Annotated in this window: 18 protein-coding genes; 9 read left to right on the top strand and 9 right to left on the bottom strand. The window is 72.5% G+C overall.

Features of this window, described 5'->3' with window-relative positions; all coding sequences use genetic code 11:
* Positions 1 to 53 precede the first annotated feature (53 nt).
* Positions 54 to 425, top strand: a complete 372-nt coding sequence (locus ACWDVW_RS30840; RefSeq protein ID WP_449955996.1) for a DUF805 domain-containing protein — start codon at positions 54 to 56, stop codon at positions 423 to 425.
* Positions 426 to 519: 94 nt separating this feature from the next.
* Here the strand turns inward: ACWDVW_RS30840 and ACWDVW_RS30835 are convergent, their stop codons facing one another.
* The gene (locus ACWDVW_RS30835; RefSeq protein WP_449955993.1) at positions 520 to 951 is read right to left on the bottom strand and encodes a DNA-binding protein; all 432 of its coding nucleotides are present in this window, start codon (positions 949 to 951) and stop codon (positions 520 to 522) included.
* Between the two features lie 400 nt (positions 952 to 1,351).
* On the opposite strand from ACWDVW_RS30835, the gene ACWDVW_RS30830 reads away from it, so the two are divergent.
* Positions 1,352 to 1,957, top strand: a complete 606-nt coding sequence (locus tag ACWDVW_RS30830; protein WP_449955991.1) for a DNA-3-methyladenine glycosylase — start codon at positions 1,352 to 1,354, stop codon at positions 1,955 to 1,957.
* A 68-nt stretch (positions 1,958 to 2,025) separates the two neighbouring features.
* Here ACWDVW_RS30830 and ACWDVW_RS30825 read toward each other — a convergent pair whose 3' ends face one another.
* Together ACWDVW_RS30825 and ACWDVW_RS30820 are read right to left on the bottom strand one after the other, a co-directional pair.
* Positions 2,026 to 2,661 (bottom strand): LysE family translocator, encoded by a 636-nt coding sequence (locus tag ACWDVW_RS30825; RefSeq protein ID WP_449955988.1) that lies wholly within the window; start codon positions 2,659 to 2,661, stop codon positions 2,026 to 2,028.
* Positions 2,662 to 2,663: 2 nt separating this feature from the next.
* Positions 2,664 to 3,209: a phosphodiesterase gene (locus ACWDVW_RS30820; RefSeq protein WP_449955985.1), complete on the bottom strand. Its 546-nt coding sequence runs from the start codon at positions 3,207 to 3,209 to the stop codon at positions 2,664 to 2,666.
* A 14-nt stretch (positions 3,210 to 3,223) separates the two neighbouring features.
* Here ACWDVW_RS30820 and ACWDVW_RS30815 point away from each other — a divergent pair, with 14 nt between their 5' ends.
* From ACWDVW_RS30815 to ACWDVW_RS30805, 3 genes are all read left to right on the top strand, one after another.
* Complete coding sequence (locus ACWDVW_RS30815) at positions 3,224 to 3,628, top strand: CGNR zinc finger domain-containing protein (protein ID WP_449955982.1); 405 nt, start codon at positions 3,224 to 3,226, stop codon at positions 3,626 to 3,628.
* A gap of 168 nt (positions 3,629 to 3,796) precedes the next feature.
* A complete protein-coding gene (locus ACWDVW_RS30810; protein ID WP_449955979.1) occupies positions 3,797 to 4,927 on the top strand; it encodes an LLM class flavin-dependent oxidoreductase in 1,131 nt (376 codons plus the stop codon).
* On the top strand, positions 4,924 to 5,547 hold the full coding sequence (locus tag ACWDVW_RS30805) for an FMN reductase (RefSeq protein ID WP_449955976.1): 624 nt from the start codon (positions 4,924 to 4,926) through the stop codon (positions 5,545 to 5,547). The genes ACWDVW_RS30810 and ACWDVW_RS30805 overlap by 4 nt, the downstream gene beginning before the upstream one ends.
* A gap of 50 nt (positions 5,548 to 5,597) precedes the next feature.
* Here the strand turns inward: ACWDVW_RS30805 and ACWDVW_RS30800 are convergent, their stop codons facing one another.
* The gene (locus ACWDVW_RS30800) at positions 5,598 to 6,443 is read right to left on the bottom strand and encodes a universal stress protein (RefSeq protein ID WP_449955973.1); all 846 of its coding nucleotides are present in this window, start codon (positions 6,441 to 6,443) and stop codon (positions 5,598 to 5,600) included.
* A 137-nt stretch (positions 6,444 to 6,580) separates the two neighbouring features.
* On the bottom strand, positions 6,581 to 7,285 hold the full coding sequence (locus tag ACWDVW_RS30795) for a hypothetical protein (RefSeq protein WP_449955970.1): 705 nt from the start codon (positions 7,283 to 7,285) through the stop codon (positions 6,581 to 6,583).
* A gap of 155 nt (positions 7,286 to 7,440) precedes the next feature.
* Between ACWDVW_RS30795 and ACWDVW_RS30790 the strand changes: the two genes are divergently transcribed.
* From ACWDVW_RS30790 to ACWDVW_RS30780, 3 genes are all read left to right on the top strand, one after another.
* A complete protein-coding gene (locus tag ACWDVW_RS30790; protein ID WP_449955967.1) occupies positions 7,441 to 7,920 on the top strand; it encodes a GNAT family N-acetyltransferase in 480 nt (159 codons plus the stop codon).
* A gap of 65 nt (positions 7,921 to 7,985) precedes the next feature.
* Positions 7,986 to 8,621, top strand: coding sequence for a hypothetical protein (locus ACWDVW_RS30785; RefSeq protein WP_449955964.1), 636 nt, complete (start codon positions 7,986 to 7,988; stop codon positions 8,619 to 8,621).
* 147 nt (positions 8,622 to 8,768) lie between these two features.
* Complete coding sequence (locus ACWDVW_RS30780; protein ID WP_449955961.1) at positions 8,769 to 10,247, top strand: hemolysin family protein; 1,479 nt, start codon at positions 8,769 to 8,771, stop codon at positions 10,245 to 10,247.
* Here the strand turns inward: ACWDVW_RS30780 and ACWDVW_RS30775 are convergent.
* From ACWDVW_RS30775 to ACWDVW_RS30760, 4 genes are all read right to left on the bottom strand, one after another.
* Positions 10,244 to 10,561, bottom strand: coding sequence for a PRC-barrel domain-containing protein (locus ACWDVW_RS30775; protein WP_449955959.1), 318 nt, complete (start codon positions 10,559 to 10,561; stop codon positions 10,244 to 10,246). The two genes, ACWDVW_RS30780 and ACWDVW_RS30775, sit on opposite strands and share 4 nt — an antisense overlap.
* Positions 10,548 to 10,928: a hypothetical protein gene (locus tag ACWDVW_RS30770; protein WP_449955956.1), complete on the bottom strand. Its 381-nt coding sequence runs from the start codon at positions 10,926 to 10,928 to the stop codon at positions 10,548 to 10,550. Before ACWDVW_RS30770 ends, ACWDVW_RS30775 begins: the two co-directional genes overlap by 14 nt.
* Positions 10,925 to 12,151: an NRAMP family divalent metal transporter gene (locus ACWDVW_RS30765; protein ID WP_449955953.1), complete on the bottom strand. Its 1,227-nt coding sequence runs from the start codon at positions 12,149 to 12,151 to the stop codon at positions 10,925 to 10,927. Before ACWDVW_RS30765 ends, ACWDVW_RS30770 begins: the two co-directional genes overlap by 4 nt.
* Before the next feature lie 151 nt (positions 12,152 to 12,302).
* Positions 12,303 to 12,695, bottom strand: a complete 393-nt coding sequence (locus tag ACWDVW_RS30760) for a PaaI family thioesterase (protein WP_449955951.1) — start codon at positions 12,693 to 12,695, stop codon at positions 12,303 to 12,305.
* A 99-nt stretch (positions 12,696 to 12,794) separates the two neighbouring features.
* Between ACWDVW_RS30760 and tyrS the strand changes: the two genes are divergently transcribed.
* Complete coding sequence (gene tyrS / locus ACWDVW_RS30755) at positions 12,795 to 14,081, top strand: tyrosine--tRNA ligase (RefSeq protein ID WP_449956031.1); 1,287 nt, start codon at positions 12,795 to 12,797, stop codon at positions 14,079 to 14,081.
* Positions 14,082 to 14,566 lie beyond the last annotated feature (485 nt).

Here is a 14,566-nt window from a genome sequence, read left to right as displayed (position 1 = left end):
CGACCTCGTACGCTGCTGGCATCAGCGTCGCTCTATCGTGGAATGGAGCCGTCGTGTCATTCACCGATGCAATTCGCTCCGCGCTTTCCCAGTACGCGGGCTTCGGAGGGCGGGCTCGTCGCTCCGAGTACTGGTGGTTCGCGCTGTTCCTCTTCGGTGTCGGAATCGTGGCTGCGCTCATCGACAGCGCGTTGGGTCTCGACTTCGACGCGACGACGGGTGGGCCGGTCTCCCTGCTCGTCAACCTGGCCTTCCTGCTGCCGTCGCTGGCGGTCTCCGTGCGCCGCCTGCACGACCTGGGTCGTTCCGGCTGGTGGCTCCTGATCGGGCTGATCCCGATCGTCGGGTGGATCGTGCTGGTCGTGTTCTTCGTGCAGGACGGCCAGCCCGGTCCGAACCGTTTCGGTCCCAGTCCCAAGTCCTAGTCGGCTCCTGCGCCTGCGGTTCCTCACCTCTGGTCGGCGCCCTGTCGAGCTGAACCGTTCGTGCTGTCGGCCTCGGTGGGGCGCCCGGGTCGACTCAGTCGGCGGCCTGGTCCGATCGGGTGCGGGCGGCCAGCCGGTCGTAACGCTGGCGGGCGGCCTGGGCGCTGCCCAGGCCGAGCCCGTGTCCGATCGACTGCCAGGTCAGCCCACGGCTACGGGCGAGGTCGAGCAGTCCCGCCTCCATCGTGTCGATCTCCGCCCGCAGGTGTGGGAAGAGCGTGAGCGCGGCGAGCAGGTCCGCCTCGTCGACCGGTTCCTCGCCCGGCGCCGCCTCGGCCGCCCCGGCAGCCAGGGCCAACACCACGGCGATCGCCTCGTACGGGTCGGCGGCGTACGGGTTGGTGTGCCGGCGGCGCTGCGCCTCGGTGGCGGCGTGCCGCTCGGTGAGCCGGTGCAGGGCCGCGTAGGTGTGGTGGGCCCGATCCTGGGCGGCCGGTGCTGAGGTACGGGGAGAGGCGGCGGTCATGCCCCCAGTCCACTACTTCAACGGAACGTTGTCAACGCATCGTTGAAGAGCGGGTGTGGTGAAGCAGATGCCGACCGGACGGCCAGGAGCCCTTGAGGATGCTCGGAGGAGCGTCGATTGCCGGATGTCGGTCGGGCGTCGACACCTAGTCCACCGAGGCGCCTGTCGAGCTGACCGCAGCAACGGATCGGGCATCGCCCCGAGCCCGCATCCGGTGCGGGCGATAGCGCCGACGGTTCAGCTCGACAGGCGGCAAGGAGGAGTACGGGAGGCCCGATCCGTCGAGGTCGGGTGCGCTCCATGGAGAGCATGGATCAAGACTTCCACCTGGCCGTACAGCAGAGGGCTCCGAGACGTCGCGTGGTTGCCGATCGAACTCCGGTCGGGGTTATCTGGACGGGTGGACCACTCCTGGCTGACCGCGCCCGCCGCCGAGATCGCCGAGACTGCGCGCACGCTGCTCGGCTGGGAACTCGCGGCTGGCGGCGTCCGGATCAGGCTGACCGAGGTCGAGGCGTACGCCGGTACCGGTGAGGACCCGGCCTCGCACGCCCATCGCGGGCCGACTCCGCGCACCAAGGTCATGTTCGGTCCGGCGGGCCACGCCTACACGTACTTCGTCTTCGGCATGCACTGGTGCCTGAACGTGGTCTGCGGGCGCGAGGGGGAGGCGGCGGCGGTGCTGCTGCGCGCCGGTGCGGTGGTCGACGGGCTGGATCTCGCCCGCAAGCGTCGCGGCGAGGTGCCCGACCGGGACCTGGCTCGCGGCCCGGCCCGGTTGGTGGTGGCGCTGGGGCTCGACGCGACGGCGAACGGCACCGACCTCGTCGACGGCAGCGGGCCGCTGCTGCTGACTCCGCCGACGCGGCCGGTCGCGCCGTCCGAGGTCTCCGCTGGTCCTCGGGTCGGCGTGGCCGCCGCCCACGACGTCCCCTGGCGCTTCTGGATCACCGGTGACCCGACGGTCAGTGCCTACCGTCGCCACGTGCCCCGGCGACGGCGCTGACCCTCTACGGCGCTGACCCGCGACCGCGCTGACCCGCGTCCGCGCTGACCCGGGTCTGCCAGGCCGCTCTATCCGACTGCGGTGCGGACACCGAGACCGACCAGGAGCGCGCCGGTCAGCCGGTCCAGCAGTCGGCGTACCCGGAGGGTGCGCAGCACCCGGGCCGCCGCACCCGAGACCACGGTCCAGCCGGCGAGCCAGCAGGTGTGCAGCACCGCGTGCGTCGAGGCCAGCACCAGCATCGGCACCAGCACGGAGCGGTGTGAGCCGAGGAACTGCGGGGCCAGCGTCAGGTACACGGCGGCGGCCTTGGGGTTGAGCACGGTGCCGAGCAGCCCCTGCGCGTAGGGGTGGTGCCCGCGCCACGGCAGCCGCCGGGGCCGGCGGGCGGTGGCCGGGCCGTGCGGGCGGCGGCGCCGGACGGTCGACCACAGCAGCCAAAGCCCGAACCCGACCAGATAGGCGGCGCCGAGCAGCTTCACCGTCCAGAACGCCTGCGACGAGCGCAGCACCAGCGCGGCGAGGCCGACGGCGGCGAGCGTGCCGTGCACGTAGATCCCGGTGACCGTACCCAGGATCACGCACCATCCCTGCCGGGCCCCGCCGACGGCGACCCGCGACACGACCAGGGTCAGGCTGGTCCCCGGCGTCAGGGTGATCGGCGCGACGGCGATCAGGAAGCCGAGGACGGCGACCCTGTCCAACCTCAGACCACCACGCGGTAGTGGGTGCTCAGCAGTCCGGCGTCGTCGTACACGTGGAACGCCACCCCGGGTGGTTGGCGCAGGTCGACAAGCGGTCCGTCACCTTCCCAGGGCAGTCGGAGCGTGGAGACGACGCCGGGCGCGATCCGCAGTGGCCGACCGGCGAAGGTGCTCGCGGCGGCGGTGTGGAAGTGGCCGGTGAGCACCGCGACGACCTGTGGGTGGGCGGCCAGCAGTGCGGCCAGTGGCGCGGTGGGGGAGAGCCGCATCGAGTCGACGACGGGGTGGTGCAGGGCGACCGGCGGGTGGTGGAAGGAGACGAAGACCGGCGTCCCGGCCGGCACCGAGCCGAGTTCTCCGGCGAGCCACTCCATGGTCTCCTCGTCGAGGTGACCGTCGTTCTCGCCCGGAATCGACGAGTCCGCGAGCAGGAAGACCGCGCCGGCGACGTCGTGCCGGGTGTTGATCGGGCCGCTGCCGCCCCCGTCGTCACCGAGCAGGCCCTTGCGGTACGCGTCGCGGACGTCGTGGTTGCCGGGGCAGACCATGACCGGCAGTGGGGATGCGAAGAGTTCCGCGGCGAGCGGTCCGTCCCGGGCCGCCGAGTCGGGCCGACTCCTCGACGCTGCTGCCCGTGCCGGACGCCGTCGACCGACTCAACGAGGCCGCCGGTCGGCTGCCGGTCCGGCCGGTGCTGAGCTGGCCGGAGGATTCGACGCCGACGGTCGCCTGGCGGGGTGCGGCGCCCGACGCCCGGCGGTGGCTCACGGCGGTGCTGGCCCGGGCGGCGATCGAGTTCCTCGCCGGCCCGGCGCGTGCCCAACTGCTCGCCTGCCCGGCGCCGCGCTGCGTGCGCTACTTCGTCAAGGACCATCCCCGCCAGGCGTGGTGCAAGCCGTCCTGCGGCAACCGTGCCCGGGTGTCCCGGCACTACCAGCGCCAGACGGCGAACCCGCCGGTCCCGTAGCGTTCCGGCGGCGATCCGGGCCTCCCGGTGGCGACCCCGGCCGGGGATGAGCGCGGCGTGACGGGGGACACTGGAGGGGGCCGGGGCTACGGAATAGTTGACGAGTCAAATATGTTGTCCGCAGCGCCGGGTACGAACCGCCCGGGTCGGACGACACGAGGAGCTGTCATGCAGTTCGGAGTCTTCACCGTCGGCGACGTCACGGTCGACCCGACCAACGGTCGTGAGCCGACCGAGGCGGAGCGGATCAAGGCGATGGTGGCCATCGCGCTCAAGGCCGAGGAGGTCGGTCTCGACGTCTTCGCCACCGGCGAGCACCACAACCCGCCGTTCGTGCCCTCCTCGCCCACCACCATGATGGGCTACATCGCGGCCCGCACCGAGCGGCTGCTGCTGTCCACCGCGACCACGCTGATCACCACCAACGACCCGGTGAAGATCGCCGAGGACTACGCGATGCTCCAGCACCTGGCCGACGGCCGGGTCGACCTGATGATGGGGCGCGGCAACACCGGCCCGGTCTACCCCTGGTTCGGCCAGGACATCCGCAACGGCATCCCGCTCGCGATCGAGAACTACGACCTGCTGCGCCGGCTCTGGCGGGAGGACGTCGTCGACTGGTCGGGCAAGTTCCGTACCCCGTTGCAGTCCTTCACCTCCACGCCGCGACCGCTCGACGGCGTGCCGCCGTTCGTCTGGCACGGCTCGATCCGTAGCCCGGAGATCGCCGAGCAGGCCGCGTACTACGGCGACGGGTTCTTCGCCAACCACATCTTCTGGCCGGCCGAGCACACCCGCCGGATGGTGGGCCTCTACCGGCAGCGCTTCGCGCACTACGGCCACGGCTCCGCCGACCAGGCCATCGTCGGCCTCGGCGGCCAGGTCTTCATGCGGCGCAACTCCCAGGACGCGGTACGCGAGTTCCGGCCCTACTTCGACAACGCGCCGGTCTACGGGCACGGCCCGTCGCTGGAGGAGTTCACCTCGCAGACGCCGCTGACGGTGGGCAGCCCGCAGCAGGTGATCGACCGGACCCTCGGTTTCCGTGACTACGTGGGCGACTACCAGCGTCAGCTCTTCCTGGTCGACCACGCCGGCCTGCCGCTGAAGACCGTGCTGGAGCAGCTCGACATCCTCGGCGAGGAGGTCGTACCCGTGTTGCGCAAGGAGTTCGAGTCGCTGCGTCCCGCCCACGTCCCGGCGGCACCGACGCACGCCTCGCTGCGCGCCGCCGCCGAGCGGGCCGCCTCCGGCGACGACGCGCTGGCCGGCGCCGCGTCGGTGGAGGGGGAGCGGTGACCGTACGCGCGATCGCCGTCGTCTCGGCCGGCCTCAGCCAGCCGTCGTCGACCCGGTTGCTCGCCGACCAGCTCGCCGTGGCCACCCGCGACGAGCTGGTCGGGCGCGGCGAGCAGGTCGAGCTGCACCACGTCGAGCTGCGCGAGTACGCCCACGACATCGTCAACCACCTGCTCACCGGGTTCGCCCCGGACCCGCTGCGGCAGGTGCTCGACCGGGTCACCGGCGCGGACGGCCTGATCGCCGTCACGCCGATCTTCAACGCCTCGTACAGCGGCCTGTTCAAGTCGTTCTTCGACCTGCTCGACGCCGACGCGCTGGGCGGCCGACCGGTGCTCATCGGCGCCACCGGGGGCACCGCCCGGCACTCCCTCGCCCTGGAGCACGCGCTCCGCCCGATGTTCGGCTACCTACGGTCGGTGGTGATGCCGACGGCGGTCTTCGCCGCCTCCGAGGACTGGTCCGGCGGTACGGCCGAGGGCGCGCTACGGTCCCGGATCACCCGTGCCGCCCGGGAACTCGCCGAGCAGGTGCACCGCGCCGCCCCGTCGGGCGGACCGGCCGACCCGTTCGCGCTCGGCACCGACTTCGAGCGGCTGCTGCGCGGCGGCGACGCCTGACCGTACGACGCGTTCGCCCTCGCCGTGACCACGGCGAGGGCGTTGGCGACTCAGAGCTCCGGTTCGTGCGGGTGGGCGACCAGCACCGGGCAGCGGGCGTGCTGCACCAGCGCCTGGCTGACCGAGCCGAGCAGCAGTCCGGCGAAGCCGCCCCGCCCACGGGAGCCCGCCACCACCAGGGCCGCGTCGGAGGTCGCCTCGATCAGTGCCTGGTCCGGCTTCGCCGCGGTGATCAACCGTTCCTCGACGGTCAGCCCCGGATGGCTGCCCCGGGCCGAGGCCGCCGCCGTGGCCAGCAGCGCCGCCGCCTCCCCGCCGTCGTCCGCGTGCCGTTCGTCGGCGACGTGCGTCAGCACCAGCGTGCCACCGCGCCGGACCGCCTCCTCGGCGCCGTACCCGACGGCCAGCTCGGCCGACTCGGAGCCGTCCACCCCGACCAGCACCGGCCCCTCGGTCGGCAACGGACGGTCCGGGGGCCGGACCACCAGCACCGGACAGTGGCCGTGCGCGGCGACCTGGGTGCCGACCGAACCGAGCAGCAGTCCCGCGAAGCCGCCGAGACCCCGGCTGCCGACCACGACCAGTTCCGCCCGCCGGGACTCCTCGACCAGCGTCGCACCCGGGCCTCCGGCCACTTGGCGTACCTCGACGGTGAGCCCCGGCCACCGGTCGACCAGCTCGGCGGCGGTCTGTTCGAGCATCTTCCGGCCGTCCTCGGTCGGCGCCGGCAACCCCACCTCGTACGGGTTGATCGGCACCCCGTAGCCGAGCGGGTGCAGGTAGCCGTGCACCAGGTGCAGCGAGCGGGATCGCCAGACCGCCGCCTGCGCCGCGTGTTCCGCGGCGACCAGGCTCGGCGGTGATCCGTCCACCCCCACCACGACAGGTCGGTTCATCAGCCCTCCAGATTCGCCTCTGCCCATTGTCGGGGCCGTCCACCGGCGGGCCGGCCTCGACACACCACCGGGCCCGACCCGTCACCGGCTCATGATCCCTCGACGGTACGGGGTCTGCGCGGCACCGAACCCGCGCGTCAGGAGGTGGCGGCCCGCGCGCAGTCGCCGACCGTGACCAGCCCCAGCGGGCGCAACCCGACCGGGTGGGCGGCGTCGACCGGTGCCGTCCCCACCAGGGCCGCCGCCACCGCCAGCACCCGCCACCCGGTGTCGGCCATCCGCTGCGCGGCGGCGGTCAGGGTGGTCACGTCCCCGTCGACGGCGTCGAGCAGCGGCATGCGCAGCACCCCCTCCGGCGCACCCGCGCAGACCACCAGGTACCGGCGGTCGCAGCAGCGGTGCACCGTGGTCGTCCGGCGCAACCGCCGGTCGAAGGGGTACCCGGCGATGCGCGGCCAGGCGGTCCGGGTGCGGACCGGGTCCAACCCGCAGCGGGCCGCGAAGGTCACCAGCGCCGCCTCCACCGGATCGCCGACGGCGTACCAGTCCGGTCGGTCGGCGTCCGGCGGAGCGACCGAGGCGTCGGAGCAGAGCAGCCCGGCCCGCGCCAGGCGGCGTAGCTCGTCCGGTACGGCCACCGGTGTGCCGTCGCGGTGCACGCCGCCGAACGGGGCGTACCCGGTGCCGGTCACGTCGAAGCGGACGCCGCCCGAGGTGACCACGTGCCGTACCGCCCACCGCCTCTGGGTGCGGGCGCCGGTCGCGCCGTCCGGTGCCGCTTCCGCGACCACCCCGGTCCGCGTCGCATGCTTCCCGCCGGTGACCTGGACCTGTCCGGCCAACGTCCGCTCCGCCCTGTGCCCGGGCCGTCCCGCTGACGGCTCTCCCGACACCAGCCTGGTCCGGTCCGGCGCCGGGCGGCAGGGGCGATCCGCCCGCGTGGCCCGGGACCAACGGCCCTGCCCGACCGAGGCAGGCGCTGCGTATCGTCTGAGGAATGACCGACGACCTGCGACTGCGGCCCGTCGGCGAGGACGACCTGCCGGAGTTCTACGCCCACCAGTTGGACGCCGAGGCCAACCGGATGGCCGCCTTCGGTCCGGCGGACCCGGCCGACCCGCGCGTGTTCGCCGCCCGCTGGGTCCGCATCCTGACCGACCCGGACATCCTGGCCCGCACCGTGACCGTCGACGACGCCGTGGTCGGCTACGTGCTGGCCTTCCCCGTCGGGGACCGCACCGAGGTCAGCTACTGGATCGACCCGGCACGATGGGGTCGGGGCCACGCCACGCGGGCGCTCGGCGCGCTGCTCGGGGAGGTGACCCGACGGCCGCTGCACGCGCGCGCGGCGGTCGACAACGCCGGCTCGCTGACCGTGCTGCGGCGCTGCGGGTTCGTCGTGCGCGGCACCGACCGGGCCTTCGCCCCGGCCCGTGGTCACGAGGTCGACGAGTACGTCCTGGAACTGCCCGCCTGACCGCCCACCTCGCCTAACGCCCGCCCCGCCGGGTCGCTGACCAGGGCGGCGACTACCCTCGCGGGGTGAACTGGCTGGAACTCGTCGGCTGGGCCGGCTCCGCGTTGCTGGTGTGGTCGCTGCTGCAGACGCGCATCCTGCGGCTGCGCGCCCTCAACCTGGTCGGCTGTTTCGTGCTGATCGGCTACAACTCCGCCGTGCAGGTGTGGCCCATGGTGGGGCTCAACGTCGTGCTGGCCGTGATCAACGTGTGGTACCTGCGGGGGCTGCTCACCACCCGGCACGACGAGCAGACCTACCAGGTGGTCGAGGTGGGTGCCGACGACGCCTTCCTGGCCCACACGCTGCGGGTGCACGCCGCCGACATCGCCCGGTTCAACCCCGGCTTCCACCCCGGGCGGGTGACCGCCCGCGCGGCCTTCCTGGTGGTACGCGCCGACGAGGTGGTCGGCGTGGTGCTGGCCCGCGACGTCGGCGACGGCGTCGCCCAGATCGACCTCGACTACGTCACCCCGGCCTTCCGCGACTTCACCCCCGGCGAGTTCGTCTACCGGCGCAGCAGCCTCTTCACCGACCGGGGGTTCCGCCGCGTGGTCAGCCCACCGGGCATGGTCGGCGCGTACTACCACCGGCTCGGTTTCCGCCGCGAGGGCGACTCGTTCGTCCTGGACCTGCCGGCACCGACGGTGTCGTTGGGCTGACCGTCCGCGCGAGCGCCGTACCCGGTCACAGGCATCGTGCCGATACCAGGATTCGGCGTCGGGGCGACGGGGAATTGGCACCGCTACGCCGCGGGGCCTCCGCCGGCGACGCCACCCGGCGTGGTCCAGTGAGGGAGAGAACCGGGCGTGCAGAGCTACTGGAGCCAGCTGGCCCTGGTCGGAGTCCTGATCGTGATCAACGCGATCTTCGCCGGTAGTGAACTGGCACTGGTGTCGCTGCGGGACAGCCAGGTCCAGCGGCTGGAACGCACCGGCCGCGCCGGACAGGTGCTGGCCCGGCTGGCCCGGGACCCGAACCGGTTCCTGGCCACCATCCAGATCGGCATCACCCTGGCCGGCTTTCTCGCCTCGGCCGCCGCCGCGGTCTCGCTGGCCCGGCCGCTGGTGCCACTGCTGGACGACGTCTTCGGCCGGGCCGCCGAGATGGTCGCGATCGTCCTGGTCACGCTGGTGCTGACCTTCGTCACCCTGGTCTTCGGTGAGCTGGCCCCGAAGCGGATCGCGATGCAGGTGCCGGAGCGCTGGGCGCTGCTGGTCGCCCGCCCGCTCGACCTGCTCGCCGCCCTCACCCGGCCGGTGGTCTGGGTGCTCGGCGCCACCAGCGACCTGGTGGTACGGCTGTTCGGGCTCGACCCGAAGCCGGAGCCGGACGAGATCAGCCCGGACGAGCTGCGGGACATCGTCTCCGGCCACCACGGCTTCACCAAGGAGCAGCAGACCATCATCGCCGGGGCGGTGGAGATCGCCGACCGCCGGCTGCGCGCCGTGCTGGTGCCCCGGCTGCGGGTCTTCTGCCTGGACAGCGGCACCACCGCCGAGGACGCCCGGCTGGTGCTCGCCGCGTCCGGACACTCCCGGGCGCCGGTGGTCCGGCACGGCGGGCTGGACGAGGCGGTCGGCGTCATCCACCTGCGCGACCTGGTCGGCGTCCGCGACGACCGGCCCGTCGACGAGTGCGTCCGTCCGCCGATGCTGCTGCCCGACTCGGTGCCGGTGGTCGACGCGCTGCGCCAGTTCAAGTCCGAACGTCAGCACATGGCGTTGGTGGTGGACGAGCGGGGCGCTGTGGACGGCATCGTCACGCTGGAGGACATCCTGGAGGAGATCGTCGGCGAGATCTACGACGAGACCGACCGGGACGTGCACTCGGTGCGTACCGAGCCGGACGGCGCGCTGCTGCTGCCCGGCACCTTCCCGGTGCACGACCTGCCGGACATCTCCGTGGAGCTGCCCAGCCGCCCGGAGGGCGACTACACCACCATCGCCGGCCTGGTGCTGGCCGCCCTGGGCCGCATCCCCACCCAGGGTGAGCACGTGACCGTCGACGGCTGGCTGCTGGAGGTCACCGAGGTCGATACCCGGGCCATCCACGGGGTACGGCTGTGCTGGCCCGGCGACCCGGAGACCCCGGACACCGCGACCGACTCCACCGACCCGTCGGAGCACCCGCCGGCCGACGCGGAGGTCCCGTCCCCGGCCGACCCGCCGAGGGCATCGACGGACCCGACGGGTCGGTCTGCGGCCGGTCGCGCGGGCCAGGCGCGGACGGAGACGCCGGAGCCGACGCCGGACGAGCGGACCGTGCTGGACGGGACCCGACCCTAGGTCCCGTCCGGCGGCACCTCGTCGCCGGGCGGTTCCGGCAGCGGAGGGTCCAGCCGGACCCGGTGCAGCGGCACCTGCACGGTGCTGCGGCCGAGTCGCCGGGCCACCGCGCGGAGCACCCACGGGCCGGACGGATGCCGCTCCGGCCCGATCAGCCGCCCGCTCACCCGGCCGTACCAGTGTCGGGTCACCACCAGGTCGGTCAACCGCAGCGGCCCCGCCGGACCACCCCGCACCACCAGGTCGACCACCCGACCCAGTCGCCGACCCTGCTCGTCGTACACGGTCCGGCCGAGCAGCTCACCCGCTCGCACGGTGAGACCCCGGGATTCGGTCGATCAACCTGCGCCGCAGCCACTCCTCCACCGGCGAGGGAGCCAGCTCCTCGGCCGACACCCGCAGCCACACCGCGCTGTCGACCCGGGCGACCAGGTCGTACGGGATACGCAGGGGCGCCACCGGCCGGTCCGTGACGAAGCGTTCGGCGGTGAGCACCAGCATCCGCCCGAGCCGCCCGCCGACCCGTGCGCCGAGCGCGCCGGGCCCGCTGAGCAGCGTCCGCAGGTACGGCACCCCGTCCGCGTCGAACGCGAACTCCACGTCGTCCACCTTGCCGATCAGGCGCCCCGCCAGGTCGACGAGCTGGCGGTCCAGCAACTGCCGACTCACCTCGATCCTCACTGTCCCATCCTCGTGCCCACGGCCAGCGGTACGGCGGCGATCGCCGCCGCGACGATGACCAGCAGGATCACCGCGCCGAGCAGGTTGAGTGCCCGCCCGTTGACCCGGTCGCCGAGATACGTGCGGTCGTTGGCGACGACCAGGATCGGCAGGTACGTCAGCGGCAACGCCACCGCGCTGATGATCAGCATGTACTCGGTGAGCGTCACCGGGTCGATCGCGGTGAGCAGCAGTAGCACCCCGAGCAGCACGCTGACCAGCAGCACGGTGTGGAACCGCGCCGCCTCGCGCGGGCTGACCCGCTTGCCCCACTGCCACCCGAAGTACTGCGCGGCGGCGTACGCGGCGGAGAGCCCGGTCTCCAGCGCGGCGCCGAAGGTGACCGCGAAGAACGCCAACGCCGCCACCGCCAGCCCGACCGTGCCGAAGGCCAGCACCACCGGGTGGGCGACCTCGTTCAGGCTGCTCACCGTCAGCCCGGCGGGGCGCAGCACCACGGCGGCGGTGGCGATCAGCGACAACGCGAGGAACCCGCCGATCGGGAACCCGACCAGCACGCTGAACCGGGCGTCGGCCAGGTCGGCCGCGCTCCAGCGTTCCTCCACCCCGCCGGAGGAGAAGAAGAACACCTCGTACGGGCTGACCGTGGAGGCGAACAACGCCACCGCCACGAACCAGTACGCGCCCCAGCCCTGCCCGGAGTCGCTCGGCGAGATCGCGCTGCGGCCGAGTTCCGCCCAGTCGGTGGGCAGCCAGAACAGCGCCACCGCGAAGACCACCAGAGATAGCCCGGCGAGTCCGAACACCCGCTCCATCACCGGGAAGCGCATCCGCCACAGCACCAGCCAGACGGCGGCCCCGGCGATCGGCACCCACACCAGGTACGGCACGCCGGTGGCCAGCCGCAGCGCCAACGCCACCCCGCCCAGTTCGGCGGCCAGCGTGATCACCGTGACCAGGTACGACGCCACCAGGTTGACCAGGGCCACCCGCGCGCCGAGCCGTTCCCGGACGAGGTCGAAGACCGCCCGGCCGGTCACCGCCGCGATCCGTCCGGCCATCTCGGCGTACGCGCAGATGGCGACCACCCCGAGCAGCAGCACCCAGGTGTGCGCCATGCCGAACCGCGCGCCGGCCTGCCCGGCGGCGACCAGGTCGCCGATGTCCACGAAGCCACCGACCGCGGACAGGATGCCGAGCGTGGCGGCGAGCAGCTTCCTCACGTCGGCGGCGGCGCGGGCTCGGTCATCGACGCGACCATATCGCCGTTAAAGCGTCAATTTTCCGCAAAACCGGCATCCGCTGCCGGACTCAGGCGCGCCCACGGCCGATCAGTCTGCCGCGGGAGGCGGCACCGGCGGCGGAAGCCGGGGTTCAGGCGTTCGGGTAGAGGTTCTGCAGGCGTACCTGTCCACGGGCCACCAGCCGGTCGTCCGCGTCGGTGATCTCCACCTGCCAGAGCTGCTGGCTGCGTCCCCGGTGCACCGGAGTGCCCACCGCGGTCAACTCGCCGTCGCGTACCGCCCGCAGGAAGTCCGTCTGGTTGGACACGCCGACGACCTGGCCCCGGTCACCGAGCCACACACCGCCGCCCACGCTGGCCGCCGTCTCCACCACCGCGCAGTAGACCCCGCCGTGCTGGAGCCCGTACGGCTGGTGCAACTCCGGGCGTACCCGCCAACGGATCGTCACCCGGTCGCCGGTCACCTCGTCGAACTCCAGCCCGAGCAGCCCGGCGAAGCCGCTCGACACGTCCGGGAACTCCACGGCAGCCTCCTCGATCTTGGCGTCGTCAGCGTAACCGGAGTCCCGGCACGCGCTGACCCGGTAGGGCCGGACCCGGCCGATGGGGGAGAATCGGTGACCGTGACCGACAGCAGCCTCCCGTCGCCCCGGCGGGACTCCCTGACCGATGACCTGCGGTGGCGCGGCCTGATCCAGGACTCCACCGACCCCGATGAGCTGCGCGCGTTGCTCGACGGCAGCGGGGCCCCGTTCTATGTCGGCTTCGACCCGACCGCGCCGAGCCTGCACGCCGGCCACCTGATGCAGGTCACCACCGCCCGACGCCTTCAACTCGCCGGGCACCGGCCGCTGCTGCTGGTCGGCGGCGCCACCGGGCAGATCGGTGACCCGAAGGAGAGCGCGGAACGCACCCTGAACGCCCCCGAGGTGGTGGCCGGATGGGTCGGGCGCATCCGCGACCAGCTCGCCCCGTTCGTCTCGTACACCGGGGACAACGCCGCCGAACTGGTCAACAACCTGGACTGGACCGGCGAGATGTCGGTGGTCGAGTTCCTCCGCGACGTCGGCAAGCACTTCCCGGTCAACAAGATGCTGGCCCGTGAGGTGGTCCGCGCCCGGCTGGAGAGCGGGATCAGCTTCACCGAGTTCAGCTACCAGCTCCTCCAGGCCAACGACTTCTTCGAGCTGCACCGTCGGCACGGCTGCCGGCTCCAGTTCGGCGGCTCGGACCAGTGGGGCAACATCACCGCAGGCGTGGACTACGTACGCCGCCGCGGGCTCGGCCCGGTCCAGGCCTTCACCACCCCGCTGGTCACCAAGTCGGACGGCACGAAGTTCGGCAAGACCGAGGGCGGCGCGGTCTGGCTCGACCCGGAGATGACCAGCCCGTACGCCTTCTACCAGTTCTGGATCAACGTCGACGACCGGGACATCGGCCGTTACCTGCGTTACTTCAGCTTCCGTTCGCGGGAGGAACTGGAGGCGTTGGAGAAGGAGAGCGCGGAGCGCCCGGCGGGTCGGGCGGCGCAACGCGCCCTGGCCGAGGAGCTGACCACCCTGGTCCACGGCGAACGCGAGATGGCGCAGGTGGTCGCCGCCAGTCAGGCGCTCTTCGGTCGGGGCTCGCTGGCCGACCTGACGCCGGTGACGCTGCGCGCCGCACTCGCCGAGGCCGGCCTGGTACGCCTCGACCAGCTGCCGGACGTGGCCACCCTGCTCAAGGAGTCCGGCCTGGTGCCGAGCATGAAGGAGGCCCGTCGGGTGATCACCGAGGGTGGCGCCTACCTCAACAACGAGCGGGTGACCGAGGTCGACGCCGTACCCACGGCGCAGGACCTGTTGCACGGGCGGTACCTGGTGCTGCGCCGGGGCAAGCGCTCCTTCGCCGGCGTCGAAGTGGCGAGCTGAGCGCGGTGTGACGCGGGACGCGTCCGGCGGATTTGACGATCAATCCGTCGGGCGCGTAACTTTCTCTCTGTCAGCGCGGAACGGACGAAACGGTCGAAAGACCTGAGGCCGGAGCGCTGGTCAACCCCTCGAACGCGGTGGATACACTCACCAATGCCGAGGCCGGGTGGTGCCCCTGGATCCGCCGCGAGGCGGATTTGGCGAGGCGGAACCGACCGGGTAGGGTTGACGACCGGCAGGGAAACGGGCGAGCCAGCGGGAGACCGCAAGCGGCCGGCCTGCCAAAGCCACGAGACGGGCGGCGAAAGCCGAACGGATTCATGGCGCCCGGTAAAAGGGTTGAAGCGCGACAAACCAGCGGAAGCCGGTTTGACACGGTTGAAACCTCCGGGTAACGTAGTAAAAGTGCTCGCCGCGAGGTGGGTGCGGGTTGGTCCCCGGAGGGGTGCCTGCTGGTCGGGTGTTCTGATGGTGTGTGGTTGTTC

The sequence above is a fragment of the Micromonospora sp. NPDC003241 genome, from assembly GCF_053589795.1.
The sequence above is the reverse complement of the archived record's forward strand: the minus strand, read 5'-3'. Positions and strand labels throughout refer to the sequence as shown.

Excerpts from the sequence above, each read along its gene's own strand:
- ACWDVW_RS30835 (WP_449955993.1), bottom strand. The coding sequence starts at position 951 with ATGACCGCCGCCTCTCCCCGTACCTCAGCACCGGCCGCCCAGGATCGG.
- ACWDVW_RS30820 (WP_449955985.1), bottom strand. The coding sequence starts at position 3,209 with ATGGTCTGCCCCGGCAACCACGACGTCCGCGACGCGTACCGCAAGGGC.
- ACWDVW_RS30815 (WP_449955982.1), top strand. The coding sequence starts at position 3,224 with ATGCGAAGAGTTCCGCGGCGAGCGGTCCGTCCCGGGCCGCCGAGTCGG.
- ACWDVW_RS30810 (WP_449955979.1), top strand. The coding sequence starts at position 3,797 with ATGCAGTTCGGAGTCTTCACCGTCGGCGACGTCACGGTCGACCCGACC.
- ACWDVW_RS30800 (WP_449955973.1), bottom strand. The coding sequence starts at position 6,443 with ATGAACCGACCTGTCGTGGTGGGGGTGGACGGATCACCGCCGAGCCTG.
- ACWDVW_RS30790 (WP_449955967.1), top strand. The coding sequence starts at position 7,441 with ATGACCGACGACCTGCGACTGCGGCCCGTCGGCGAGGACGACCTGCCG.